Source organism: Chryseobacterium sp. YR221, assembly GCF_900176315.1.
GTDB classification, from domain to species: domain Bacteria; phylum Bacteroidota; class Bacteroidia; order Flavobacteriales; family Weeksellaceae; genus Chryseobacterium; species Chryseobacterium rhizosphaerae.
Genome location: NZ_FWXM01000010.1, coordinates 1 through 25,512 on the forward strand (window position 1 = coordinate 1; position 25,512 = coordinate 25,512).

Sequence of the window (25,512 nt, forward strand, 5' to 3'; positions counted from 1 at the left end):
TGCGATCCGGACGGGATTCGAACCCGCGACCTCCGCCGTGACAGGGCGGCATTCTAACCAGCTGAACTACCGGATCATTTTTGTGTAAGAACGTCGTTTCTTTTTCGTGGTTGCAAAATTACACCTTTTTTTGTTAACTGCAAATTATTTTCAAAAAAATACCTTCCAATACTGGAAGGCATTCATTATCAAACTTATTTTTTTTATAAGTGTGCGCTTAATTTCTCAGCGATTACCTCTTTTGGAGTAACACCTACTAATTTGTCTACTACTTCACCGTTCTTAAAAATAAGAACTGTAGGGATATTTCTGATTCCATATTGCATTGAAATCTCCTGGTTGTTGTCTACATCCACTTTTCCTACTACTGCTTTTCCTTCAAAGTCTGATGCTACTTCTTCGATGATTGGTCCCAACGTTCTGCATGGTCCACACCATACTGCCCAGAAGTCTACTAATACTGGTTTATCAGATTTTAAAACCGTATCCTGAAATGAGCTGTCCGTAATTTCTAAAGCCATTTTGTTTCTTTTATTTTAATTAATATTATATTCTAGTTCAATTCTTCTATTGAATGTTCAAAATTACGATTTTTACATCATAAGACTATCTATGCTCAACATTAGTTTTTTCTATAGCGTAGTCACTTGAAATTTCCTTTAAGGCCATTACTAAAGCATCGATCTCTGCTTTTGTTGTCATATGGCTGAAAGAGATACGTAATGGTGTACAATGATCCATTTCATCCTCAGAAAGCACCATCATCATTACCATTGATGGCTTGGATGCTCCGGAAGAGCACGCACTACCCTGAGAAATGGCAATTCCTTTCATATCCAGCTGAAGACCTATCAATGGATTTTTATAAGGCAATAATGCACTTAATACCGTGTAAAGGCTATTTTCTTTTTCAGCACTTCTTCCGTTGAATTTAATCCCTTCTATTTCTGCTGAAAGTCTTTCTATAGCATAATCTTTTATTTCCTGCATATGGCTTGTATATTCTTCCATATGATTCAGAGAAAGCTCTAATGCCTTACCAAGACCTACAATACCGCACACATTTTCTGTCCCTGCTCTAAGACTTCTTTCCTGAGGTCCTCCGGTAATGATTCCTTTTAGTCCTGTTGCTTTTCTGATAAAGGCAAAACCTGAACCTTTAGGTCCATGAAACTTATGGGCACTGCATGAAGCAAAGTCTACCGGAATATCAGAAAGATCAAGGTTCATATGAGCCATGGTCTGTACCGTATCTGAATGGAACAGCGCATTATATTCTTTGCATAGCTGCGCCACCTTTTTAAGGTTGATGATATTTCCTATTTCGTTGTTGGCATGCATTAAGCTTACCAACGTTTTTTTGTCTGAGGATTTTAATAATTCTTCTAATTTAGAAAGGTCAATATCTCCTTTCTCATTGGGACGGATATAGTTTACTTCTACTCCTTTTCTGCTTTTCATATCCAGAATGCTTTCAGAAACACATTTGTGTTCCAAAGGAGAACTGATGATCCTTTCTACTCCAAGGTGTTCTACGCTGGATTTAATGATCATATTGTTTGATTCCGTTCCACATGACGTGAAAATGATCTCAGCAGGACTTACATGAAGATAGTCTGCAACCTGCCTTCTTACATTTTCAATAAGTATTTTTGCTTCCTGGCCAAAGCTGTGAGTGGAAGATGGATTTCCGAAATTCATCTTCATCGTACCAACCATTGCATCTATTACTTCTTCTGCAAGAGGAGTGGTTGCGGCATTATCTAAATATATTTTATCCATTATTATTTTGAATATTTTAATTCTACGGAGTTAAATTGGTAATCTGAAGGAACTGCAAAAACAAACCATGGGCTAGAAATCACCTGAATTTCCATTCCACCGGAAGGTTCTCCGGCAGGAACTTCTACATAAAGGATATTGTTGCTTACAGACACCGATTTAATTTCTGTAATTCTGTGACTTCCTGACCTGAAGCTTCCCAGGTTATAGAGAACAATTTTCTTATTTTTTGGAAATTTTGGGTAATTAATAGCGGATTCTTTTTCCATATCTGCAACACCCAAGCTTTCTTTGATGCTGTTCTGAAAATCTTTTTCGTCTTTAATTATTCTGAAACCAGCCTGGTCTGTGCCTCCCTGAGACTCAGAAACGAGAATTTCTACGCTTTTCTGCATACCTGAAGCCTTTTGGGATGGTGTATTTGCGCAGCTCACGAGCATTGCAGCACATACAGTTAACAGCCTTTTCATTTTTTACACTTTTATCATCCAAAATTAATGAAAAAATTGGTAATGTCCCTCATTTGCCCATTTCAACATTGGCCGATCTCCGGAAGTATCACCAAATGCAATAATTTTATCGTATCTGGAATCGTTTATTTCTTCTTTTATTCTTACCAGTTTTTCTTTTCCATTACAGTTTTTACCGATAAAATTTCCTGTGAAAACTCCGTTTTTAAACTCTGCCCGTGTAGAAACAAGCTGCATTTTCAATTCTTCAGCAAAAGGTTTTACCCAGATATCCAAAGAAGCTGTGACCAATAAACTCTGTATATTATTCCTATCGATATTTTTTATAAAGTCGAGGGCATTTTCCCTAACAATCTGAGGGTAATGGTGCTCAAAAAACTGCTTAGACTTCATCTCTATTTTTTCCTGGGTCTGTCCTTTCAGAATAGATCCTATAAAACTTTTTTTCACCTTTTCGGTTTCAGCAAGTTTCAGTTTCAGTAAAATAAAAAGAGGAACATGCTTTAAAAATTGTATTCTGTACTTTGTAGAATCGTAAAACTTGAGATACATAAACATGGTATCCTTATACGTCAAAGTTCCGTCAAAATCAAAACAATACAATTTTTTCATTTTTTTAAAGCTTTAATTTTTTAAATATAAATTCAGGGATATTCCTGATAATCATCATGATAATACTCCAAATCGGCAAAACATATGCCACGTTATTTTGCTTTTTGAATGCTTTATAAATACAGGCGGCAGCTTGCTTGGGACTTGCTGTCAGCTTAGGGTTTAAAGGCAGGCCTTCTGTCATTTTGGTAGCCATAAATCCGGGTTTTACCGTCAGGACATGTACTTTTTTATCAAAAAGGTAATTCCTCAGACCGCTTAAATAAGCTGTAAAAGCAGCTTTTGCGCTTCCGTAGATAAAATTACTCTGCCTTCCTCTGTCTCCGGCTACGGATGAAAGCCCGATAATGGTTCCCGATCTTCTGTTTTCAAATTTATGAGCAAAATAATTCATTACAGGAATAAGCTTAGAATAATTGATCCCGATAATACGTTCTGTATTTTTGTTATCATAAAGCCCTTCTTCTGTTCCTTCCCCCAAATATCCCACAGCACAAAATAATACATTTGAATTGATATTATCAAATCTATTATAATCAATTTCTTTCATCAGATCCAATTCAACAACTTCAGACTGTTGCAGAAATTTGACATCTATATGTCTTGCAAATCTTTCTGTAGTTTCTTTATTTGAGGTAAAAAGATATATTTTTTCAAACTTTTCGCCTTCCTGAAGTGCTTTTTCCACAAAAGCCTGTGCCACCTCAGATGTACTTCCCAGAACTATCATTATGAGTTGTTATTTAAGATTCTTTTGTGCTGTAAAGACACAAATTTAGAGTTTCTAATATTTTTCAGGTAGTTGGTCAGTGATGATCTGCTCATACTGTCTTTGGTAAGGTAAATTCTTCCTCCAAACTCCTGAACGATGCTGTCCAGCTGATCTACCAGTTTTTTCAGTTTTGAATTCACTTTGAAATCCAGAGCCAGTGTATAGCCTTCTACAGGAAATGAATTATAAGCTTCCGGATTGTTCTTTCCGAAAAGCTTTAATACAGCCAGAAATGATCCGTTGCCACTTTTAGCAATCGTTTCAAGGATTCTTTTCATCCCTTCTTTTCCTGCTTCCTTAGGAATGACCATCTGATACTGAATGAAGCCGGATTTTCCATAGATTTTATTCCAATCATTAATGGCATCTAACGGATAAAAAAACGTCTCGTAATCAATAAAATTTTTGACCTCCTTCTTGGATTGTTTTTTATAATATAGCCAATTGAAAATTTTCACTGTCAGGGCATTCAATACAAATCCCGGAAAGTAAAAAGGAACGGTAGGCTGTAGTTTTTTCTTTAATCTGAGGGGTGTTTTCGCCAAATTCTGGGGAAGCTCATGCTGAAAAGCATGTTCTCCTCTCATGAGAATACTTCTGCCGATATTTTTTCCCTTTTGAAGGCAGTCGATCCATGCTACCGTATACGTCCAGTTTTCACTTTCCTCAAACAGTCTGAAAATTTCATCCAGATTATCGGCTTTAATGCTTTCCTGACGGATGTAGGCGGATTCTATATTTTTAAGCTTAAATTTTGCAGTGAGAATAATTCCGGTAAGTCCCATTCCTCCAATCGTTGCCCAAAATTTCTCTGAATTCTCTTCTCTGGAACAGGTAATAATTTCTCCATTTTCAGTCATCAGTTTAAACTCTATGACATATTCTGAAAAACAACCTTCTGCATGGTGATTCTTACCATGAACATCGGAAGCGATGGCTCCTCCTACTGAAATAAATTTTGTTCCCGGTGTGACATAAAGGAAATATCCCTGTGGCACTGCTATTTCAAGTACATCTGAAAGCAATACCCCGGATTCGCATTCTATCACTCCGTTTAAACGGTCAAAACTGATGAATTTATTTAGTTTTTTGGTAGAAAAAATGGTTTCCCCCAATGAAGCATCTCCATAGCATCTTCCATTACCTCTTGCGATAACCTCATTATGATCAAGAACAAACTTCTTTATTTTCTTGAAGCTGTCCTCAGATCTCATCTCTTTTTCTACTACCGGGAAATTTCCCCAGTTTGTAACCTTCTGTGTGAAATTCGGCTTCATTTCTTAAAGTAAATTTGAATTAAAAATGTAGCAACCCAAAGTAATAAGGTTACCTGTATATAACGGTCTCTATAGACAATTTTGGTAGGAGATTCTGTTCTGTTGTACACCAGTGTTTGCTGAAGGTATCTCAAAAGGGCAAATACGACAAAAATAACCGTATAAAATACTCTTTCATGAAACCTTGCCTGCACTTCCGGTGAAAGGGTAAACATCAGATAACATACAATGGCCAATGTAATGGAAATAGACAGTGCAATATCTGCAAACTGGACGTTATATCCATCCAACGCTTTTCTTGTCTTTCCGGAAACCTGAGCATTGATAAGCTCTCCTCTTCTCTTTCCGATTGCTAATACCAATGCCAGTACAAACGTTAATAAAATAGCCCATTGTGAAATACTGATTCCTGTAATATAACCACCGGCTAAAACCCGCAGTACAAATCCTATTGCAATAATAAAAATATCAATGATAGGAACATGTTTCAGTCTGAATGTATACGCAAGGTTCATCACTACATAAAAACTGATGATAGCTCCAAATTTCCATAAATGCTCATGAAAATAAAACTGCGCAAAGAATACAAGGGCGATATCTATAATCACCAGCCCTATAAGAATTCCTATAGCTTTTGATTTTGAGATCGCTCCACTTGCCAGCGGTCTTCTTCTCTTTTCAGGATGCTTTCTGTCTGCTTCAATATCATTATAATCATTCAGAATATAAACAACGCTGGCTGCTAATGAGAAAATAACAAAGGCAAAGATACTTTTAGAGAGCAGGTCTATATTAGTAATATTACCTGAGAAAAACAGAGGGACAAATACAAAAAGGTTTTTCACCCATTGCTCCACACGGAGCAGTTTAAGATATTTCTTCATTTATGTTGTTTCAAATACAAAAATAGCAAATTCAAAATTGACAGCATAAAAATACAAAAAAAACCGCCGGGGCGGTCTTTTACGAAAATATTTATATGTTAAATTAATTATTGCCCTTGTTTGGCATCATTAATCATTTTTTCATTGGCAGTAATGGCAAATTCCACTCTTCTGTTTTTAGCTCTTCCTTCGTCAGTATCATTGCTGGCAACAGGCATATTTTTACCTTCACCTTTTGTGAACATTCTGCTGTTTGCAATTCCTTTTCCAGATAAATAAGCTTTTACAGCATCAGCTCTTCTTTGAGAAAGTGCCACGTTGTATGCATCTTTACCTACGCTGTCTGTATGTCCGTAGATATTGATGTTTGTATCCGGGTTATCCGCTAATACTTTAGCTAGTTTATCCAGGTTGGTTTGTGCTACAGAAGTAAGATTTGAAGAGTCGAAAGCAAAGTTTACGATACTTTCGTTCATCGTTACTTTAATACCATCTCCTACTCTTTCAACCTGAGCTCCCGGTAAAGTTTCTTTAATATCTTTAGCCTGCTTATCCATTTTGTTACCGATAACGTTACCTGCAACTCCACCGATAATACCACCTAATACGGCACCAATCGCTCCATTTCCTCCTTTACCTACATTGTTACCTAAGATACCTCCCAATACAGCTCCTGATGCAACACCTACTGCTGTACCTCTCTGTTGGTGGTTTGAATTCTGAACCGCTTCACAACTTGTCAATAACAAAGCTGATGATAAAAAAAGGGCTCCTACGTATGTTTTATTAAATTTCATTTTTTTTTGATCTTTTATGTTGATAAATTATTTCATTCCAGCTCTTTCGAAGTTGTAAACAACTTTTACATTTTCTCCGTCAAACGGAACATCCTGTTCAAGAGAAAACTGATCTGTAGTCTGGCTTACTAATGTCAGCGTATATCCAGCTGTATTTTGTTTTGCTTTGGTACCTGCAGCAATTTTTTTAAACATAAACGTGTTACCGTTTTTCACTTCAAACTTGATAGGTTGTGTCACAGCCGGGCAATTTCCACCACCATTTAGGGTGTAAGCTCCCGTCCAGTTATTAGGAATCAGTCTCCAGTGACTTCCTACGAAACACTGAGCATCTGCTCCTTCATCGAAAGGCTTAATTTTGTATCCTTTATCGTAATTTACGCTAACAATCTGCCAATCTCCTTTCATCTTAAGGAAATCTCCCTTTTGATTCTGAGCTGTAGCTGCTTTATTCACTGAGGAACAAGACACTGCAAAAATGGATGTTCCTAACATCCCTGCAAGTAGTAACTTTTTCATTTTGTTGTTTATTATTTTGTTAGTATAAAGTTACAAAAAACCGTGCCAAAATTGAAAATAAAAAATAAAAAAAGTCCGAAAATTTCGGACCTTTTATGGTTTAGCCTTAAATACAGGTAGATAAACTATTTTTTAACAGTCTTTTTTACGGATTTCGAAGGCTTAATTTTAGTTGAAGACTTACCGTTATAGAAGTTGGTGTAGGCATATTCTGCTGCTTTCTTCACATCAATAACACCTCCTGCCTGAGAATAATCAGCAAACCCGTTTTCTGTATTGGGGTTACTGCTTTTTACAAGTGCTTCAATAACCTGATAAGGTTTAAGGTCTGGCATATAAGCTAATAAAATAGCTGCAGCTCCCGCTACAACCGGTGAAGCCATAGAAGTTCCCTGAAGATACTTATATTCGTTTTTAGGAACGGTAGAATAGATTTCTTCTCCCGGAGCAAAAACATTGACCATTTTTTTATTATAGTTTGAGAAGCTTGCTCTCAATGCACTATTCTTATTGGTACTCGCTCCCACTACAAGAACATTGCTTACGAATGGTTTTTCATCAGCAACATTTTTAAAATTGGTAGGAAAAGCCAGGTGTTCTGCTACATCTTCATTTTCGTTACCGGCAGCTTTTACCAGGAGTACGCCTTTATCTTCAGCATATTTAAAGGCATCCCAAACTACATTTTTACCTGGAGAAACAGGTTTTCCAAAGCTCATATTTAAAACTTTAGCCCCATTATCTACAGCATATCTTATGGCATTGGCAACGTCTTTATCTCTTTCGTCTCCATTTGGAACGGTTCTTACAGACATGATCTTTGCTACTTTGGAAGCAACACCATACTGAATGACATTCCCCTGTGGAAGACCGGCAATAATTCCCGCTACGTGAGTTCCATGCTCTGCGTCAGGACCTTCATAATGGTTGTTACCATATTTTTTTTCTGAATAGTCATCATAGTTGTCTCCTACGATTTCTTTTCTTGTATCATAGCTAAGATCATATTGCTTGGATTGTGGAGCATAATAATCAATAGCTTCTTTCATCTGTTCTTTGATCAGTTTCTCAAATTCTGCAGAAGATTTCCCTTTGAATTCAGGGCTTTGAGACACCTGGCCTAAAACCTGAAATGCGATTGCATCTTTCTGTTCAGTAGGTGCTTTGATCGCTGAAATAGTTTCTGCTGTCACGGCTTTTCCACCCAGTAATTTAACCATATTCGGGACCAGCTCATTGATCATAGAATATGTCTGGAAATTCTGTTTTGCCTCTATGCTTTTTTTAGTGAAAAGCTCTTTAGCTTTCATATACATAGCAAAGTCTTCCGGCATCTTAGCCTGATTGGCTTTATTTTTTGTAGAATCATCCCCTTCAAAAAGCGGCTTATATTTGGCAACAACTCTTGTTACTTCCATATTGTCAATATCTACATCACCATTCTTGCCACCGATAAAGTTCCATCCGTGTACATCGTCAATATATCCGTTTCCGTCATCATCTTTCCCGTTACCAGGAACTTCATTAGGGTTTGACCATAGGTTTTTTACCAATCCCGGGTGATCAACCTGTACCCCACTGTCTAAAACCCCCACTACAACAGTTTTGGGTTTCAAACCTTTAGACTCTAAATATTGATAGGCGTTTGCCGTATTGACACCATATACTTTTGAAGTGGAAAAATCTTTATGATACCATGTCATCAGATCTTTATCTTCTTTCGGGTCGATGCTTTTAGCGCTAGACTCCTGTGCATAAGAGAAACTAAAACCTGCTAAAAAAACAGCAGCTAATAATACCTTTTTCATATGTTGATATTTATTTTTTTCTAAAATCATACAATCGTCATCTTCATTTAGCTTATTTGCCACGAAATTTCCTTAATAGGAATTCATATTAAATACAACTTAATACGATTGTTTAATGTTCTTTATATAGGTAAGAGATTCCGGTCCTTTGTTACAAATAAGATCCAGAATCGATAAATCTTCCAAAAACCCGAATTTATCTGAAAAGGTTTGGTAATATTCCTCCATTTCAAATTCAGAAGGATGTTTTGCCGAAAACTTTTCTCTGAAATTAATACTTTCAGGATTTTTGATATATTCTTCATTCAAAGAGTATGCCTTTTCTGTTTTAAGTATCTGTTGGATCACTTCTAACCCTTTAAGGTTAAAATCAAGAAGGAACTTTTCTTTCAGATCAAATATTTTCCTCAGTTTATCTTCATAGTATTCAAAATAGGGAGAACTTTGATATGCCGTTTTGATGGACTTCCAGTGAAGACTTCTAAAATCCTCCCTGTAGGAGATCTCCATATCTTTCATTTCTCTTTTCCCATTATGGTTCATTGGGATAATCAGTGAAAGTTTTCCATTAGCCCCATAAATATTGGCTCTGTTTCTATACGTTTGCTTTGGAAAATTTTCAAACTGTTCAAATACAATTTCATTTTCAGTGTTTAACAATACTGAAAACCATGACACCGGTGGCAGATAAAATACCGGCAATAAAACATTCTTCATATTCATAATGCAAAAATGAAGTATTTTTTCAAATACTTCATTCTATTTTAAGTTTAATTTTATTTATAACTCGTCTTCAGTTTTGTTCTTTCTGAATAATTTCACGAAATATTCCCAACCGAAGAATAATATTAAAATCATTGCTGCAATCCACCAGTATGAAGTTTTATTGGCTTCTCCTGTATTAGTTGCTTTAAACATTCTATCCCAACGAACCTTGAATGGCGCCTGATAGGTAGAGCTGCTGTCTGAGAAAGCTCCCTGAAGGCTCATCCATGTAAACATTGGTTTTCCAACAATATTTTCTTCCGGAACGAAACCAAAGAATCTTGCGTCTAACGAAGCATCTCTGTTATCCCCTACCATCATATAATAATCCTGCTGAATAGTATATTGGTTGGTTTCCTTTCCGTTGATAAAGATTTTTCCGTTCTTTTTTTCTAAGCTGTTGTGCTCATATTCTGAAATGATCCATTGGAACATAGGAAGTGTTTCGTTATTGATCGCTACGACATCTCCTTTTTTAGGAATTCTTACCGGTCCATACCAATCTGCATTCCAAGGTTTGTTGATTGGGAAAATAGACTGTGTAGTATCAATTTTTGTTTTAAGCTCATCCTTATAATATACTGCTGCTTCTCCTTTTGCAGAAACATCTTCCTTCATGTCAATTACCTGAGGAAGTTCTTTGATTTCTTTAGCCGTCTTATCGGTAAGACCCTGGAATGCGTAAAGATATCCTCCGTTACTCTGCTGTAATTCCTGAACTGGCAAGAAACCGTATGCTTTGTATAAAGCTGGAATATCCAATTGGCTTCCAGTAGTGACAATATATCTGTGCTGTACTTCCTGGTCTCCTAGAACAACTTCCGGTTTTCCATTGACAAAAAGTCTTCCGGCTCTCATTTCGAAAGTATCACCCGCTGTAGCCACACATCTCTTTACATAAGGATCTTTTCTGTCTATTGCAGTATGCACAGAGTCACGAGGGTAGTTGAATACTACTACATCATTTTTTTGTGGCTTATTGAACTGCAGAATTCTAGTATAAGGTAATTTTACCCTATCTACGTATGATTTTGGATCATCTTTCGGATTCCCTTTCTCTCCTGTATCTGTAATGGTTCCCTGAAGGAAAGGTATTGCTAACGGACGCATTGGAAGTCTGTACCCATAGCTCCATTTATTTACGAAAAGGAAGTCTCCTACCAATAGTGTTCTTTCCATGGAACCTGTAGGAATCCCAAAAGGCTGGGTTACAAAAACGTGGATAATGGTTGCAAAAACCACGGCGAAAGTAATCGATCCCAAAAATGTATCTTTCTTCTTATCGCTTTTTTCTTCGTCTGTAAGAAACAGATCATTGGCATTTTCATCTTCAAGCTCTGTATCTTTAGAATAGTTCACCGTAGCCATATAGATAAATGGCAGGATCACTGTAAGGATCTGGTCCTTGAAAAGAGTTTTCCCAAACTTTTTCATTAAATAAAGATGAAAAACAGACATCATGATGGGTCCTACAATTGGCATATAAGACAGAATTGCCCACCATTTCGGATGTTTTGTTTCTTTAAGGATAATGAAATAATTATAGAAGGGTATAAATGCAAATAAGGGACTGTACCCCATTTTTTTAAACAGCTTCCATGTTGAAATTCCCATTAATATGGATAAAACGAGAACATATACTGTATAAGTTAAAAAATAATTCATAAAATTTTTTGCCTATTCTGATAATATAAATGATAAAATGATGAGTAATAAATGATCACAGCTTTTCCGCTATTTACAATTCACTATTCATCATTTCTGTTATTTGTCGCAATTTAAAGAATTTGTTACAAATTAAAGCCCTAAAACGTCTTTCATTCCAAAATTCCCTTTCTTGTCTTTAATCCACTCTGCAGCTACTACTGCGCCTAATGCAAAACCGTTTCTGTTAAAAGCTGTATGCTTAATCTCAATTTCATCTACTTCGCTTCTGTAGAACACACTATGGGTTCCCGGTACTTCATCTTCACGTACCGCAAAAATCCCAAGCTGATCTCCCTGAGTTTCTTCCAGTTTCCAGGCTTCAAATTTCGGATTGTTTTTAATAATACCTTCTGCAATGGAAATAGCTGTTCCACTAGGGGCATCTTTTTTATGGATATGATGAATTTCCTCAAGCTGGCAAGAGTATTCATCAACGTTTTTCATAAGATCGGCAAGCTTTTCGTTCAAAGCAAAGAACAGGTTCACTCCTAAACTAAAGTTGGATCCGTATAAGAATGCTGTTCCGTTATCAACAGCTAATTTTTCTATTTCATCTTTTTTCTCCAGCCATCCTGTTGTTCCGCAGATCACAGGAATTTTATTTTCAAGACAAGCTTTAATGTTATCAAAAGCAACTTCCGGAAGGGAAAACTCAATGACAACATCAGGATGATTAAGATTTTCAGCAGTTGGAGTTTCCTTAAGGCGGGCCACTACTTCATGACCTCTTTTTTGTGCGATCTCATCAATGATCTTTCCCATTTTGCCATAGCCAACTAATGCTATTCTCATACTGTTATTTTTATTTTATAATTTACCATAATAGCCATATCGGCTTTATGGGTGTACTTTTTCTGTATTAAAATCTGTAGCTTAAACTTAATCCTGTTTTCGGTTGATCATAACCATACTGGTCCTGGATAACAGCCGGTTTAAAGGATAAATCCGGATCATGTCTGCTTTCATAAAGATGGGCATCTACTACGGCATCTACAATATTAAGGATATAAATTAATCCTGTAATAGCAATAGCATAGTCCCTTTGTCTTTTTGCTCTATCCTGTACATTTCCCAACGCTTTTTTATCCAGCCACGGATGGGTATCTACAAATTCGTTAGGCGTACCGTTAAGTTTAGCAATATAATATTCACGGTACTTTTTATACTGGTTGTCATTCCATACCGCAATACCTACTCCGGCTCCTACAGCTCCCCATACAATGGGAATTTTCCAGTACTTTTTATTGTAATACTGACCTAATCCCGGAAATACAGCTGAATACAGCCCGGCTCTGGTAGGGTTCAGTTTTAATGTCTTTTTGGTAGGTCCATTGGCTTTCTCCAGATCAGCAATGATCTTAGCTTCGGTTTTCCCTGGTTTTAAAACAGGGGGCGTTTCTACTTTCGGAGGACTTTGTATCTGAACAGTATCAATAGGGCTGACTTGTGAATAAGCCAGCACTGTAAGATTCAGGAAAAATGTGAAAAATATTTTCTTCATTATTTAATATGGGACAAAATATATTCCAATTCTTCTTCATTCTTGAAGTCCAGAACAATTTTACCTTTTTTACCATTTCCAGAAGCTTTGATTTCTACTTTTACGTCAAGAATATCAGCAATGGTCTTCTGGGCTCTTTTATAATTATTCGAAAGCTCTGCAGTTACTTTTTTGGCTGCCGGAGATTTTGGATTCTTCAATGCTGTTGCAGCCTGTTCAGCCTGACGAACATTTAATTTTTCTTTGATGATCAAATCAAACAGGATCTGCTGATTTTCTTCATTTTCAAGACTGATGATCGCTCTGCCATGTCCTGCAGAAATCTCACCACTTCTAATGGCATTTTGAATATCCGGATTCAACCTCAACAATCTGATTGAATTGGTAATGGTACTTCTGTCCTTCCCGATTCTCTGGCTAAGGTTTTCCTGAGTAAGACCAATTTCTTCTAAAAGCCTTTGATATGTTAAGGCTATTTCGATAGCATCAAGGTCTTCTCTCTGGATATTTTCAACAAGAGCCATCTCAAGAAGCTCCTGATCATTAACTAAACGGATATAGGCCGGAATAGTTGTTAAGCCTGCAATTTTAGTTGCTCTATAACGTCTTTCCCCGGATATGATCTCAAACTTTTCCCCGTCTTTTCTTAAAGTAATCGGTTGAATTACTCCTAAGTTTTTGATAGACTGGGCAAGTTCATTTAATGCTTTTTCATCAAAATAAGTTCTTGGCTGTGTCGGATTCGGATAGATATCCTCAAGTGCTACTTCTACAATATTTCCAACAAACTTATCTGCTCCCTCATCAGTCGCAGAATTGACACTCGCTTTGGATTCAGCACTTAAAATGGCTCCTAAACCACGTCCCATAGCTCTTTTTTTGTCCTTCATAGATATAATTGATAAATGATGTTTGATAAGTGATGACCAGCATTACTTATGGTCCATTTATTATTAATTTAATTTTTTATTAAATTCTCGTTCTTCAAAAGAACTTCTTCAGCCAACTGAATGTACTGAACGGCTCCTTTACTTTCAGCATCATAATTAAGGATACTTTCTCCGAAACTTGGAGCTTCACTCAATCTTACATTTCTGCTGATAATTGTTTCAAAAACCATTTCCGGGAAGTGTAAATTCACTTCTTCAACAACCTGGTTGGATAATCTTAATCTGCTGTCGTACATTGTCAGAAGAAGACCTTCTATATCAAGATCTTTATTGTGGATCTTCTGAACATTTTTAACGGTATTCAGAAGTTTTCCCAATCCTTCTAATGCAAAATACTCACATTGGATAGGGATAATCACTGAATCTGCAGCGGTAAGGGCATTCACGGTGATCAGACCTAAACTTGGCGCACAATCGATGATGATATAGTCATAATCATCTCTCACACTTGCCAATGCTTTTTTCAGCATGTACTCACGATCTTCTTTGTCTACCAATTCAATTTCTGCTGCTACCAGGTCAATATGTGACGGAACAATATCCAGATTTGGAGTTGCTGTTCTTTTGATACAGGCTCTTGTATCTGCACTATGCTCCAGTAGATTGTAGGTAGAATACTGAACATCTTCTACTCCCAGCCCAGACGTTGCATTTGCCTGAGGGTCAGCGTCGATGATTAATATTTTTTTCTCCAATACTCCTAATGCTGCTGCTAAGTTTACAGCGGTGGTCGTTTTTCCAACTCCCCCTTTTTGATTAGCAATACCTATGATTTTTGCCATTATTAGAACTTTAAGTTTCAAAAATACACTTTTTTCTTTGCTCTCGATGAATGACTAAAATCAAAATTGAGTTAAAATACTGTTAATAAGTATTTTAACGATTAAAAAAATTATCCACAAAAAAAAATCTTTGTGGATAACTATTTAAAATTCGTTTTCTGTGGCGATTAATCGAACTTCATTGAGATAGGAAATTTGAAATAACTTCTTACGGATTCTCCTTTTTTATTTTTTGCAGGAATCCATTTTCCATTTTTAGAAATTGATTTAATTGTTCTTATCGCTTCATTGTTAAAATCTGCGTTGGTTCCATTAGCTTTTATCCCTGAAATACTTCCATCCATTTCTACAATAAAGGTAATTGTAGTCTTCATGACATCTTCTGCGTCAAATCCTGAGCTGTCAAAGTTGTTCATGACCTTATTTCGGAATGAATCTATCCCACCCATAAAGTTTGCCTCTACACTCAGCTCTGTTTCAATTTTTTTAGGATCTGTTTTTTCTACTATCGGATCTGTTTTGATAGAAGGTCCGGTTCCTCCTCCAATAACCTGAGGAGTAATCGGAGCAACATACGATGTCGTTTCCGTTTCCTTACCCTGTGAAGTCTGTACACTTGCTACTGCATTCACCTTGTCTATTACAGTTGCTTTCTCATTTCTTACAACTGCTTTAGGTTCCGGTACAGTAGCATCATATGTTTTTACTTTCTCAGTAGGAGTAGGTTTTACAATTTGTGCTGGAGGGTCTTTTTGTATCGGTTCTTCTGGAATAATCATTGGTGGTGGAAGCTCCCATGTTTGTTGAATAACTTCAGGACCTTGTAGTGCTGAAATCACAAACGGAGTAATTGACACGGCGGCCAACAGGCTTACTCCTACAAAAAGTGCTTTGGTTAATATTCTATCTGATTCGTTTCTTAATGCGTAAGCGCCGTATTCTTTGTTGCGGTGCTCAAAAAGAACTTCGTTGAAGCGAAATTCCTGGTTTTGGTTCAGGTGTTTCATCACAATCTATTTAAACTGTTAATCATTATTAATTCATTAATTCTTATCGATAAGCATTAATTCGATATCAAAATATCTGCCAAAAAATTATCAAAACATCACAATTTTAAAAAAAATTATGATAATCTTTAATTTTAACATTTTCAACTATTGTAAATATTTAAAAACGACCGTCAAACATATTCTATTTAAGAAAGAATCATCAGGAGAAGAATGAATGTCGATAGCAAGCCCAGAGAATTGATGATGATGAAAATAATTGCCATGATTTTTCTATAGTGCTTAAAAGCAAAAAATAATGCCCCCATATTGAATACAACACTAGCTACCATAAATAAAATGAGTAGTGAGTTACTGATCTTTTTCAATTCAATACCATTGTAAGTGATCAGTAAAATAATATAAGACACCGTAAAAAGCAGGCTGATAAAAATATTTTTCTGAAACTGACCGGATATATCGTGATCGTGCATATATAAAATTATTTTTAAATATAGAGATTTCTTACTTATACTGACCCGTGATCAGCATGGTTTACAACCTATCCAACAAAAAAAGAGACTGCCAATAGCAGTCTCTTTCTTATTATATTTTCTAAAAATATATTAGAATAATTCTTTTCTGATAATGTTCTGACTTCTTTCAGGACCTACAGAAACCAAATACACATTGATTCCTAAATACTTCTCGATAAACTCGATGTATTTCTGAGCATTGTCCGGAAGTTCATCATAACTTCTCGCTTTTGTAATATCTTCTCCCCAACCTGGTAAATCCTGGTAGATCGGTTCGTAGTTATACAATTTCTCTGTTGATGAAGTGAAATAATCAATGATTTTTCCGTCTTCAGTTTTATAATGTGTAACGATTTTAAGGTTTTCAATTCCTGTAAGAACGTCTAATTTCGTAATTACCAGGTTATTGATCCCGTTAATCATACAAGCGTGCTTTAAAGAAACCAAGTCTAACCAACCTGTTCTTCTTGGTCTACCTGTTGTAGCACCAAACTCACCTCCAATCTGTCTGATTTTTTCTCCCAGCTCGTTATCCAGCTCAGAAGGGAAAGGTCCGTTTCCTACTCTTGTACAGTAAGCTTTTGCTACACCGATCAAGTTCTGAAGTGAAGTTGGTGGAACACCAGCTCCTGTACAAACACCTCCTGTAGATGGAGAAGATGAAGTAACGTATGGATATGTTCCGAAGTCGATATCAAGCATTAACGCCTGAGCTCCTTCAAACAGTACATTTTTACCATCTCTGATCGCTTCGTTCAGCTCTAATTCAGTATCAACGATTCTGTCCTGAAGCTGCTTTCCGATTTCCAAATATTCGTTGTAGATTTCTTCAACGTCTAAAGTTGGTTTTCCGTAATATTTTTCAAATAGAGAGTTCTTTACTTTTAAGTTCTTCTCAATTTTATCTCTTAAGATTTCAGGATTTAAAAGGTCTACCATTCTGATCCCGACTCTTGCAATTTTATCTTCGTAGCAAGGTCCGATTCCTTTTTTGGTAGTTCCGATCTGAGTTCCTCCGTGCTCCTCTTCACGGTAAGTATCCAAAAGGATGTGGTAAGGCATGATTACATGCGCTCTTCTGCTGATAAAGATATGATCTGATCTTAAGCCTTTGCTCTCAATCTGACCAACTTCTTTAATGAAAGACTTAGGGTTTACCACTACACCATTCGCAATGATACATTTCCCTTTGCATTGAAGAACTCCTGAAGGAAGAAGGTGTAGAACGAACTTTTCATCACCCACATAAACCGTGTGACCAGCGTTGTCTCCACCCTGGAAACGTACTACATAGTCCGATTTTGCTGATAAAACATCCGTGATTTTTCCTTTGCCTTCATCTCCGTACTGAAGACCTACAACTACATAAGTTGACATATTTTACTTTTGTTTTTAGATTCGTGCAAAATTACTTTTAAAAAATTGGGTGAGCAAATTATGAATGAATTTTATTTTTAGGTGGGGTGAAAATCATTATGATTTCCCGTAATTAAGCTTAGGTTTTATTACATAGATTTAAACATTAATAAACCTTAACAATGATAACACATTACACTTTTGAGAAAATATTCAAAGAGCATTTAAAAATTGAAACATATTCGAAATCAATTGATAGCTTATTTAGTCCAAGATTGAGAAATAAAATAGATTACAAACCATATTATCAACGTAATTATGTGTGGGATTATAATAAAGCTACGTATTTTATTGAAAGTATTTTATTAGGTACAGAAATTCCACCTCTCATTTTCTTTGACAATAACTCTGAAATAGAAGTAATTGATGGGCGTCAAAGATTTGAAACTATTTTGAGATTTATGGAAAATAAATTTCCTTTAAAAGCTAAAGGATTACAAGTCCTTACTCAGCTTAAAAATCATTCATATGATGATTTAGCCCTAAAAGATCGTGAAATAATAGATAAATTTTTAGATGCAAAATTACGAATCATTGAATTTAAACTTGTAAACCACCCTCCACTAGACAAACATCTAGAAGATAGAGTAAAAAAAGAAATCTTTTCAAGATACAATTCAGGCATTACACCTCTAAAAAAGTCAGAAATAGATAATGCTATTTATGATGAGAACACACTATCTTCCGCTTTTAAGCTCTTCTTTATTGATAATCAAAAAATTTTAGAGACCTTATATAAAACCTTTTTTATCCCCACAAGTATTGATAAAGAAATTCCTATTGAACAAGTTATGACTTTTGTTCGAAAAAACTTAGTACTTCCAATGACTCCAATATCTTATTATGCAAGAGGTACAGGTAGAACAGATTTACTTTCAAAACTTTTTGAAAAACTATCTGATGATAATATTAATTCTGAAAAAAGTGTACTTGATTCTTTTATCTCTAAAACTTTATTTTTAAATCAAGTTTATTTAAATAGCACACAAAACAATCTAAAAATAAACAGATTAGCGTTAGAAACTTTTCTATGGATGTTAGGAATTCTCGATCTTGAAGAAAAAGAATATGGCCTAGATGATGAATTAAAAAATAATATCTCGAAATTCATTGATTTAAATATTGAAGCATATTCTGAGATAGATTATGGATTTAATAAACAAGTTTATGATAGGTATTCTCAAACAGGAGAATTCTTATTAGTAAATTTCAACATCGATACGTCTTTATATATTAGACCTAATGATGAAAAAAGAAATGAAATTAAAAAACTTACAAAACCTACAGATACAACAACAAAATTAGGAGAATTAGAATCTCTTAGATTAAATAAACCCGAACCATCAAGAATATCTATTGATGACGTCGTTAGATTAATGAATAAAAGAAGGTTTCTAGTCCGACCTTCTTATCAAAGGAAAGAAGTTATCAATCCCAAAAAAGCTTCCTCTATTATTGAGAGTATAATTTTAGGGATTGCTCTTCCAGCTATTTTTATATTTAAACGTGAAGACGGTACTAGTGAAGTAATAGATGGGCAGCAAAGATTACTTACATTATTAGGCTTTATTGGATCTGAATATATAGATGAAAAAGGAAAATCTCAAAATTCTAAAAATTATAAATTCTCACTTCGTGGACTTAGAATCTTAGATGATTTGAATACTTGCAAATTTGAAAAATTAACTGAAGATCTTCAAAACAAAATTTATGATTTTCCTTTGTATGTAGTTGAAATTGATCAACAAACCAATCCTCAGTTTGATCCAATCGATTTATTCATTAGACTAAATGATAAACCATATCCAATTAGAGAAAATTCTTTTGAAATGTGGAATTCATGGGCAGATGTAGATGCTATTAATTCTATTAGAGATTTTAAAGAAAAAATTAAAGAATGGTTTTATGTAAAAAAATTAAATAATATTAATGATAGAGATCGTATGGAAAATGAAGAATTAATGACTTCTCTCATATTTCTTGATTATTCATCTTTAAATAATCCAACTAAAAAAGTTTTAGATATATATCAAAAAACAGATAGGTTAAATTCTCGTGTATCTGATAAAAATTTAATTTCTTTATTTCTAACAGAAATCAATGAAAATAATCCATCAAATAAAACATCTTTTTTTAATTCACTAAAAAATATAAAAACTTTTATATTAAAGACAAGGTATATATTACTTGATTGTAATAAAACTAAAGATGAGTTGGATTATTATTTACGTGATGAATTAGATTTAATATTTAAAGCAGGAAAAGAATCCAAGCATTTTAGACGAACAATGCAAGATTTTTATTTTTTATGGCATATTCTTAAGGATTTAAATTTAGAAATGATTAAACATAATAGGATTGAAATAAAAAAAGATCTAACTGATCTATTTCGAAATATTAAAAACATCCCTGAATATCATTACTTCAACAATGATGGAATAAAATATTATGCCACATTACTCAATAACTTTAACTCAAAATACAAAACCGATGATAGAAAAGTGAAGCTAAGTGAAGCTCAAAAATTAGAGTTAATTTCAAAACAAAACAATACTAGCTCTTTATCTAGTGCCCCCATTTTTTTAGGGGATGAAATTGAAGTGGATCATATAATCCCCTTAGCCATTGGGGGTATAGATAATATTGAAAACCTAGGAATTGCACACAAAGACGAGAACAGAGCTAAAGGAACTAAGCTTAAAAAAAATGGTATTTAAAATACCATTTTTTATTTAATAATAAGATTCCTTGTATAAATAAAATTGAATAAGTGATTTTCATTTTATTCCCTATCTTTGATTAGCATCTAAACAAGTTCTTATGCCAATATCCCAAACCTCAGCCTACCTCCCATCAAAAATAAACAGCAGCTCACAACTTTTCTACACTCTATTCTCTCCGGAAACAGCAAAGGGCACGCTACTTATTGTTCATGGAATGCAGGAACACAGCGGAAGATATGCTGAGATTGCAGAATACTTTGCGGCTCATGGAATTGCTGTACTGACCTATGACCATCTGGGACATGGAAAATCTATAAAAGAGAAAAAAGATATCGGATTTTTTCAGCTTGAGAAACCGGATGAAAGATTAGTAGCCGATGCAGAGATGATGGCAGATTATCTTGTTGAACAATATCCGGATGTTCCACATTTTATTTTGGGACATTCTATGGGATCTTTTATAACACGCTGTCTTCTTCAAAAGGCAAGCAGTAAATTTTCCGGAGCTATCATTACAGGAACTGGTGGACCTTTGCCCGGAATAGATTTGCTGAGAGCTTATTTATCATTAGCTAATACCATCGCGCCTCATCACCGTACTTTCTTAAATTCTGTTTTTACGAGTGTCAATAACAAGCATTTTAAAAAGGATAAAGATTTCAGCGACACCAGCTGGCTCAGTGTAAATTCTAAAAACCGAAAAGCTTTTGAACAGGATGAACTTTGTGGAATTCCATTCACGAATAATGCCTTTTACACTTTATTTAGTGTTTACAAAAAGGCTACCGCAAGAAACTGGGCTGATTCAATTTCCAGGTCTTTTCCTTTTTTATTTGTAAGCGGGCAGGATGATCCAATCGGGGATTTCAGTAAAGGAGTGAGGTATACTGTTGATCATTTAAAGTCTGATGGTTTTCAGGATGTGAGTCAGGAGATCTATTCCGGTATGCGCCATGAAATTCTGAATGAGGAAATCAGAGAGGAAGTTCTGAGCACTGTCTGTGGCTGGATTTTCAAGCATTCATAGATGCTATTCTCGCTGATAATGCAGATTCAGCAGAATTCCTAAATTAGAACGCTGAAAAAACAAAATTAAAAACATGACGATAGAAGAACTTATTAAAGATAAAACGATAAAAGCAAAAGAAAAAACAGGCCTTATCAGTCAATGGATTCTTGACAAGTCTTTACCTCTTGATGAATTAATTGCTTTTGCCGAAAAAGCAAAAGATCCAGTAAAGGCAACCTGCATAGAGGCCATAGAATATGCAACCAAGCAGAATCCTGATATGGCAGATGAAACAGCATTTGCATTTGTCACCACTACCCTTACCGAAAAAGCTCCCAGAATAAAATGGGAAAGTGCCAAAGTAATAGGCAATACCGCTCATCTGTTCTCCGATCAATTAGACCAATCCATCACTAATCTGCTTGTCAATACAGAACATGAAGGAACTGTTGTCCGATGGAGTGCTGCATTTGCCCTCGGTGAAATTTTGAAAATGAAAACCCAACACAACACCACTCTTCTCCCTACTCTCGAAAATATCAGTGAGAAAGAAGAGAAAAACAGCATCAAAAAGATATATCTGGATGCTATTAAAAAGACAAAAAAATAATATTTTGAATATAAAAAATCCTGGATATATTTTCCAGGATTTTTCTTTAGGTTTTGGCTAAAGCCAATTGGATTTATTATCTTAATGATGAATGGGCTAAAGCCCATTCCTATTGAATATTCTCTTTGTCATTAGAATAAAATATCACCTTTTTTATCGATGAATAAAAATCTGCGTGATCTGTCGGAAATTAAAATAATCAAATCAATACCACTTCCCTATCCATTCCAATTTCCTTCAGGAAAACCTCATCATGAGAAACCACCACCAGTGTTCCATGATAGTCTTTAATGGTATTCGTTAAAATGTCTACATTCTGAAGATCCAGATTATTGGTGGGTTCATCAAGAACGATCATATCCGGTGTTTTGTTACTGATCGAAAGTCCACATAATAAAACTCTCAGACGTTCTCCCCCGCTTAACACTCCACATTTTTTATCCCAGGTTTCCTTTCCAAACAAAAATCTGGATAATAAAGTTTTCACCTCAGATTCCTGAAGTGCCGTATCATTGAATTTTTGGACAAAATCATAGATACTCAAATCACCTTCAATAAGAGAGTATTCCTGATCCACATAAATACTGTTAAATTCGGCTTTAAAAATCTTACCCTGATAAGGTTCTGCATTTCCAAGCAAAAGCTTTATCAGGCTCGTTTTTCCAGACCCGTTCTGCCCTTTCAGTGAAATTCTTTCTCCACTTCGGATCTCAAGGTTTAGATTTTCTTGCCACAGTTTTTCACCTCCATAGCTGAAATTCACGTCTTCCAATGTAATTAAAACTTTACCGGAATGTAGGCTGGAGTCATTGAAAGTTACTTTCATCTGATCAGAATTCTTTAATGATGAACGCAAATCTCTCAGGTTCCCGGAAATACCACTGATTTTTTCAGCGTGAATATTTTTCAGTTTTGAGGTATTTTTCTCGGCGTTATTCCGAAGGGTATTCATCATAATTCTGGCGACACCGGACTTTTCCTGCTTCTGTTTTCCTCTGGCATCAAGCTTCTGTTTTCGTTCCAGTGTTTCCCGTTCTTTCTCTTTGGCTTTTTTTAAAGCGCGCTCTTTGGCATGAATATCATTGTGTAAAGCCTCCTCTTCAATTTCTTTTTGCTGGATATAAAAGTCATAGTTTCCTCCATAGGTGGCAACCCCCTGATTGCTTAATTCAAAAATAGTGTCCACCAGATTCAGGAGTGCCCTGTCATGGCTTACCATAATAACGGTAGCATTTGTCTTATCAATCATATCGTACAATAATTTTCGGCCTTCCAGATCCAAATGGTTGGTAGGTTCGTCCAATACGATGATCTCCGGCTGATTGATCTGAATTCCGGCAAGGAAAACTTTGGTCTTTTGTCCTCCGCTTAAACTTTCAAGCTTTTGGTTGAGTCCAAAATCCTCAAGTCCCCAGTAGTGTAAAGCATTTTGGCTCCGTTCCTCGAGGTCCCAGTCGTCATTCAGGATTTCAAAATACCTTTCGTCAACGTCTCCCTCTGTTATTTTCTGAAGAGCATTTAGTTTTTGATCTATCTTGAGGCATTCTGCAATAGTAAGGTCATTACAATTTCCAAACATTTGTGGGACATAGAAAATATCACTCTGGATATTTATATTTCCGTTTAATGGCTGTAATTCCTCAGCAATAAGCTTCAGTAAGGTAGATTTCCCCATGCCGTTACTTCCCACTAAAGCAGATTTTGTTTGAGATGGTATCGTTATATTGATATGATTAAATAGCAAGTCTCCTCCCGGAAACCCAAAGGATATATGATGTAGTAAAATCATGATTTCTTTCTTAAAATAATTAGGTAAACAACAGCAACTCTTTGGTTACTGCCTGATCAAGTCTGAAAGAAATTATATCCTACATGTCCGTATATTGGGTTTTGAAAGAACAAATATAGTGATTTCCCGCCATTTCTTTATTTTGCTGCCTAAAGAATCAGGTATAAACTTTCGGATCCACTCTAAAATACAATCTATTCTTTATCCATCTTAAACTGATAAGAATCATCTGCTGGCTTATTATTTACTTTTCTTCCATACATTAAACAGTCTATTTTTTCATATGGGTAAAATGCATTTTCTCAATGCTATGACTTGCTATATACTTAAGAACTTTATTGGTTATCGTTTAAACAGGCTCCATGATCATATGAACTCTATAGCTTTCAAATCTTCAAAACTCTCAAACTCATAAAAACAGGAAAGTATTTTAATCAAAAATCCGTAACTTTGCCAACTACTAAAAATTTTTATGGAAAGCATTAAAGTTCACGACAAAACTTTCGTTCCTTATTTGAAGGACGCCGAGATTCAGGAAATTGTAAAAGAGACAGCGTTAAGAATTTATGAAGATTACAAGGATGAAGTTCCTGTTTTCATTGGCGTATTGAACGGAGTAATCATGTTCTTCTCAGATCTATTAAGGTATTACCCAGGTGAATGCGAAATTGCTTTCATTCAAATGAGTTCTTATGTGGGAACTGAGTCTACAGGGATTGTTTACCAAAAAATGGAATTGACTAAAGATGTAAGAGACCGTCACATTATTCTTGTTGAAGATATTGTGGATACAGGAAATACAGTGGAAAGTCTTTTCAAATACTTTAAGGAAACACAGCGCCCTAAATCTGTAAAACTGTCAAGCTTCTTACTGAAACCTGAGATTTACAAAAAAGATTTCAAATTGGATTATATTGGAAAGGAGATTCCAAATAAATTCGTTCTTGGTTATGGATTGGATTATGATGAACTAGGAAGAAACCTTCCTAATTTGTATCAGTTGGAAGACGGTCAAATCAACCATTAATGCCTATAGCTATTAGCTACTGGCTTTTAGCTTTAAATATTAAATCGAAATAAAAGTAAAATATTAACTAAATAAAGCTAAAAGCAAGAAAGCAAGCCAGACGCAAAATGCCAATTGCCGGAAGCGAATCAAAATTATGATAAACATTGTTCTGTTCGGCCCTCCAGGAAGTGGAAAAGGAACACAAGCTCAAAACTTAATCGAGAAATTCAATTTAAAGCAAGTTTCAACAGGTGATCTTTTCAGATACAATATGAAAAATGATACTGATCTTGGAAAGCTGGCAAAGTCTTACATCGATAAAGGAGAATTGGTTCCGGATCAGGTAACAACAGATATGCTGATTGATGAGATCAGAAAACCTACCGATACCAGCGGTTTTATTTTTGATGGTTATCCAAGAACTACTGCTCAGACGGAAGCTTTGGAAAAAATAGTTAAAGAAGAACTGAATGACAAGATTGACATCTGTCTTGCATTGGTGGTAGAAGATAAAATTTTGGTTGAAAGACTTCTGAAAAGAGGAGAAACCAGCGGTAGATCAGACGACAGCAATGTAGAGATCATCGAAAACAGAATTAAAGAATATTATTCTAAAACGGCAGAAGTAGCCGAACTTTACAAGCAGCAGGGAAAATATGTGGAAGTAAATGGTGTAGGAGAAATTGATGAGATTTCACAAAAGCTTTTTGCTGAGGTAGAGAAAATTAAATAAGGATTTAGGATTTAGGGATTAGGATTTAGCATCGTTAAATATCTGTTCCCTAACCCCTAAGGCCTAAACCCTAAA

At 35.4% G+C, this 25,512-nt stretch carries 25 protein-coding genes and 1 tRNA gene; 5 read left to right on the plus strand and 21 right to left on the minus strand.

Going from position 1 to position 25,512, the window contains the following annotated elements; genetic code table 11:
• Window positions 1-2 precede the first annotated feature (2 nt).
• From B8967_RS21565 to B8967_RS21660, 20 genes are all read right to left on the minus strand, one after another.
• A tRNA-Asp gene (locus tag B8967_RS21565) sits at window positions 3-76 on the minus strand.
• A 127-nt stretch (window positions 77-203) separates the two neighbouring features.
• A complete protein-coding gene (gene trxA, locus B8967_RS21570; protein ID WP_047099031.1) occupies window positions 204-521 on the minus strand; it encodes a thioredoxin in 318 nt (105 codons plus the stop codon).
• An 85-nt stretch (window positions 522-606) separates the two neighbouring features.
• The gene (locus tag B8967_RS21575; protein ID WP_047486980.1) at window positions 607-1,782 is read right to left on the minus strand and encodes a cysteine desulfurase family protein; all 1,176 of its coding nucleotides are present in this window, start codon (window positions 1,780-1,782) and stop codon (window positions 607-609) included.
• A gap of 2 nt (window positions 1,783-1,784) precedes the next feature.
• Window positions 1,785-2,252: a hypothetical protein gene (locus B8967_RS21580; RefSeq protein ID WP_047486983.1), complete on the minus strand. Its 468-nt coding sequence runs from the start codon at window positions 2,250-2,252 to the stop codon at window positions 1,785-1,787.
• A gap of 24 nt (window positions 2,253-2,276) precedes the next feature.
• Window positions 2,277-2,864, minus strand: a complete 588-nt coding sequence (locus B8967_RS21585) for an HAD-IB family hydrolase (RefSeq protein ID WP_047486987.1) — start codon at window positions 2,862-2,864, stop codon at window positions 2,277-2,279.
• A gap of 4 nt (window positions 2,865-2,868) precedes the next feature.
• Window positions 2,869-3,594, minus strand: a complete 726-nt coding sequence (locus B8967_RS21590) for an SDR family NAD(P)-dependent oxidoreductase (protein WP_047486989.1) — start codon at window positions 3,592-3,594, stop codon at window positions 2,869-2,871.
• Window positions 3,594-4,913, minus strand: coding sequence for an FAD-binding oxidoreductase (locus B8967_RS21595; RefSeq protein ID WP_047486994.1), 1,320 nt, complete (start codon window positions 4,911-4,913; stop codon window positions 3,594-3,596). Before B8967_RS21595 ends, B8967_RS21590 begins: the two co-directional genes overlap by 1 nt.
• Window positions 4,910-5,797: a decaprenyl-phosphate phosphoribosyltransferase gene (locus tag B8967_RS21600; protein WP_047486997.1), complete on the minus strand. Its 888-nt coding sequence runs from the start codon at window positions 5,795-5,797 to the stop codon at window positions 4,910-4,912. The genes B8967_RS21595 and B8967_RS21600 overlap by 4 nt, the downstream gene beginning before the upstream one ends.
• Window positions 5,798-5,904: 107 nt before the next feature.
• On the minus strand, window positions 5,905-6,594 hold the full coding sequence (locus B8967_RS21605) for a YiaD family glycine zipper/OmpA-like lipoprotein (RefSeq protein ID WP_047487000.1): 690 nt from the start codon (window positions 6,592-6,594) through the stop codon (window positions 5,905-5,907).
• Window positions 6,595-6,621: 27 nt separating this feature from the next.
• Window positions 6,622-7,113: a lipocalin family protein gene (locus tag B8967_RS21610; protein ID WP_047487004.1), complete on the minus strand. Its 492-nt coding sequence runs from the start codon at window positions 7,111-7,113 to the stop codon at window positions 6,622-6,624.
• 125 nt (window positions 7,114-7,238) lie between these two features.
• A complete protein-coding gene (locus B8967_RS21615) occupies window positions 7,239-8,921 on the minus strand; it encodes a S8 family serine peptidase (protein WP_047487198.1) in 1,683 nt (560 codons plus the stop codon).
• A 99-nt stretch (window positions 8,922-9,020) separates the two neighbouring features.
• Window positions 9,021-9,644, minus strand: coding sequence for a WbqC family protein (locus tag B8967_RS21620; protein ID WP_373866362.1), 624 nt, complete (start codon window positions 9,642-9,644; stop codon window positions 9,021-9,023).
• Between the two features lie 57 nt (window positions 9,645-9,701).
• Window positions 9,702-11,351 (minus strand): signal peptidase I, encoded by a 1,650-nt coding sequence (gene lepB / locus B8967_RS21625; RefSeq protein WP_084087832.1) that lies wholly within the window; start codon window positions 11,349-11,351, stop codon window positions 9,702-9,704.
• A 132-nt stretch (window positions 11,352-11,483) separates the two neighbouring features.
• On the minus strand, window positions 11,484-12,185 hold the full coding sequence (dapB, locus tag B8967_RS21630; protein WP_047487008.1) for a 4-hydroxy-tetrahydrodipicolinate reductase: 702 nt from the start codon (window positions 12,183-12,185) through the stop codon (window positions 11,484-11,486).
• Between the two features lie 67 nt (window positions 12,186-12,252).
• Window positions 12,253-12,894: a DUF5683 domain-containing protein gene (locus tag B8967_RS21635; RefSeq protein WP_047487017.1), complete on the minus strand. Its 642-nt coding sequence runs from the start codon at window positions 12,892-12,894 to the stop codon at window positions 12,253-12,255.
• Window positions 12,894-13,784 (minus strand): ParB/RepB/Spo0J family partition protein, encoded by an 891-nt coding sequence (locus B8967_RS21640; RefSeq protein ID WP_047487021.1) that lies wholly within the window; start codon window positions 13,782-13,784, stop codon window positions 12,894-12,896. Before B8967_RS21640 ends, B8967_RS21635 begins: the two co-directional genes overlap by 1 nt.
• Window positions 13,785-13,852: 68 nt before the next feature.
• Complete coding sequence (locus B8967_RS21645; protein WP_047487023.1) at window positions 13,853-14,626, minus strand: ParA family protein; 774 nt, start codon at window positions 14,624-14,626, stop codon at window positions 13,853-13,855.
• 167 nt (window positions 14,627-14,793) lie between these two features.
• Complete coding sequence (locus tag B8967_RS21650; RefSeq protein WP_084087833.1) at window positions 14,794-15,633, minus strand: hypothetical protein; 840 nt, start codon at window positions 15,631-15,633, stop codon at window positions 14,794-14,796.
• A 188-nt stretch (window positions 15,634-15,821) separates the two neighbouring features.
• Window positions 15,822-16,106: a hypothetical protein gene (locus tag B8967_RS21655; protein ID WP_084087834.1), complete on the minus strand. Its 285-nt coding sequence runs from the start codon at window positions 16,104-16,106 to the stop codon at window positions 15,822-15,824.
• Between the two features lie 132 nt (window positions 16,107-16,238).
• A complete protein-coding gene (locus B8967_RS21660; protein WP_084087835.1) occupies window positions 16,239-17,525 on the minus strand; it encodes an adenylosuccinate synthase in 1,287 nt (428 codons plus the stop codon).
• 161 nt (window positions 17,526-17,686) lie between these two features.
• Between B8967_RS21660 and B8967_RS21665 the strand changes: the two genes are divergently transcribed.
• The 3 genes from B8967_RS21665 (at window position 17,687) to B8967_RS21675 (ending at window position 21,906) form a co-directional block, all read left to right on the plus strand.
• Window positions 17,687-20,281, plus strand: a complete 2,595-nt coding sequence (locus tag B8967_RS21665) for a GmrSD restriction endonuclease domain-containing protein (RefSeq protein WP_084087836.1) — start codon at window positions 17,687-17,689, stop codon at window positions 20,279-20,281.
• A 103-nt stretch (window positions 20,282-20,384) separates the two neighbouring features.
• Window positions 20,385-21,314, plus strand: coding sequence for an alpha/beta fold hydrolase (locus B8967_RS21670; RefSeq protein ID WP_084087837.1), 930 nt, complete (start codon window positions 20,385-20,387; stop codon window positions 21,312-21,314).
• A 73-nt stretch (window positions 21,315-21,387) separates the two neighbouring features.
• Window positions 21,388-21,906 carry a hypothetical protein gene (locus B8967_RS21675; protein WP_084087838.1) on the plus strand — a complete coding sequence of 173 codons (519 nt, stop codon included), beginning with the start codon at window positions 21,388-21,390 and terminating at the stop codon, window positions 21,904-21,906.
• A 199-nt stretch (window positions 21,907-22,105) separates the two neighbouring features.
• Here B8967_RS21675 and B8967_RS21680 read toward each other — a convergent pair whose 3' ends face one another.
• Window positions 22,106-23,695, minus strand: a complete 1,590-nt coding sequence (locus B8967_RS21680; RefSeq protein ID WP_084087839.1) for an ABC-F family ATP-binding cassette domain-containing protein — start codon at window positions 23,693-23,695, stop codon at window positions 22,106-22,108.
• 472 nt (window positions 23,696-24,167) lie between these two features.
• Here B8967_RS21680 and B8967_RS21685 point away from each other — a divergent pair, with 472 nt between their 5' ends.
• Window positions 24,168-24,722 carry a phosphoribosyltransferase gene (locus B8967_RS21685; protein ID WP_047487041.1) on the plus strand — a complete coding sequence of 185 codons (555 nt, stop codon included), beginning with the start codon at window positions 24,168-24,170 and terminating at the stop codon, window positions 24,720-24,722.
• Window positions 24,723-24,858: 136 nt separating this feature from the next.
• On the plus strand, window positions 24,859-25,437 hold the full coding sequence (locus B8967_RS21690; RefSeq protein ID WP_047487043.1) for an adenylate kinase: 579 nt from the start codon (window positions 24,859-24,861) through the stop codon (window positions 25,435-25,437).
• The last annotated feature ends 75 nt before the right edge of the window (window positions 25,438-25,512 follow it).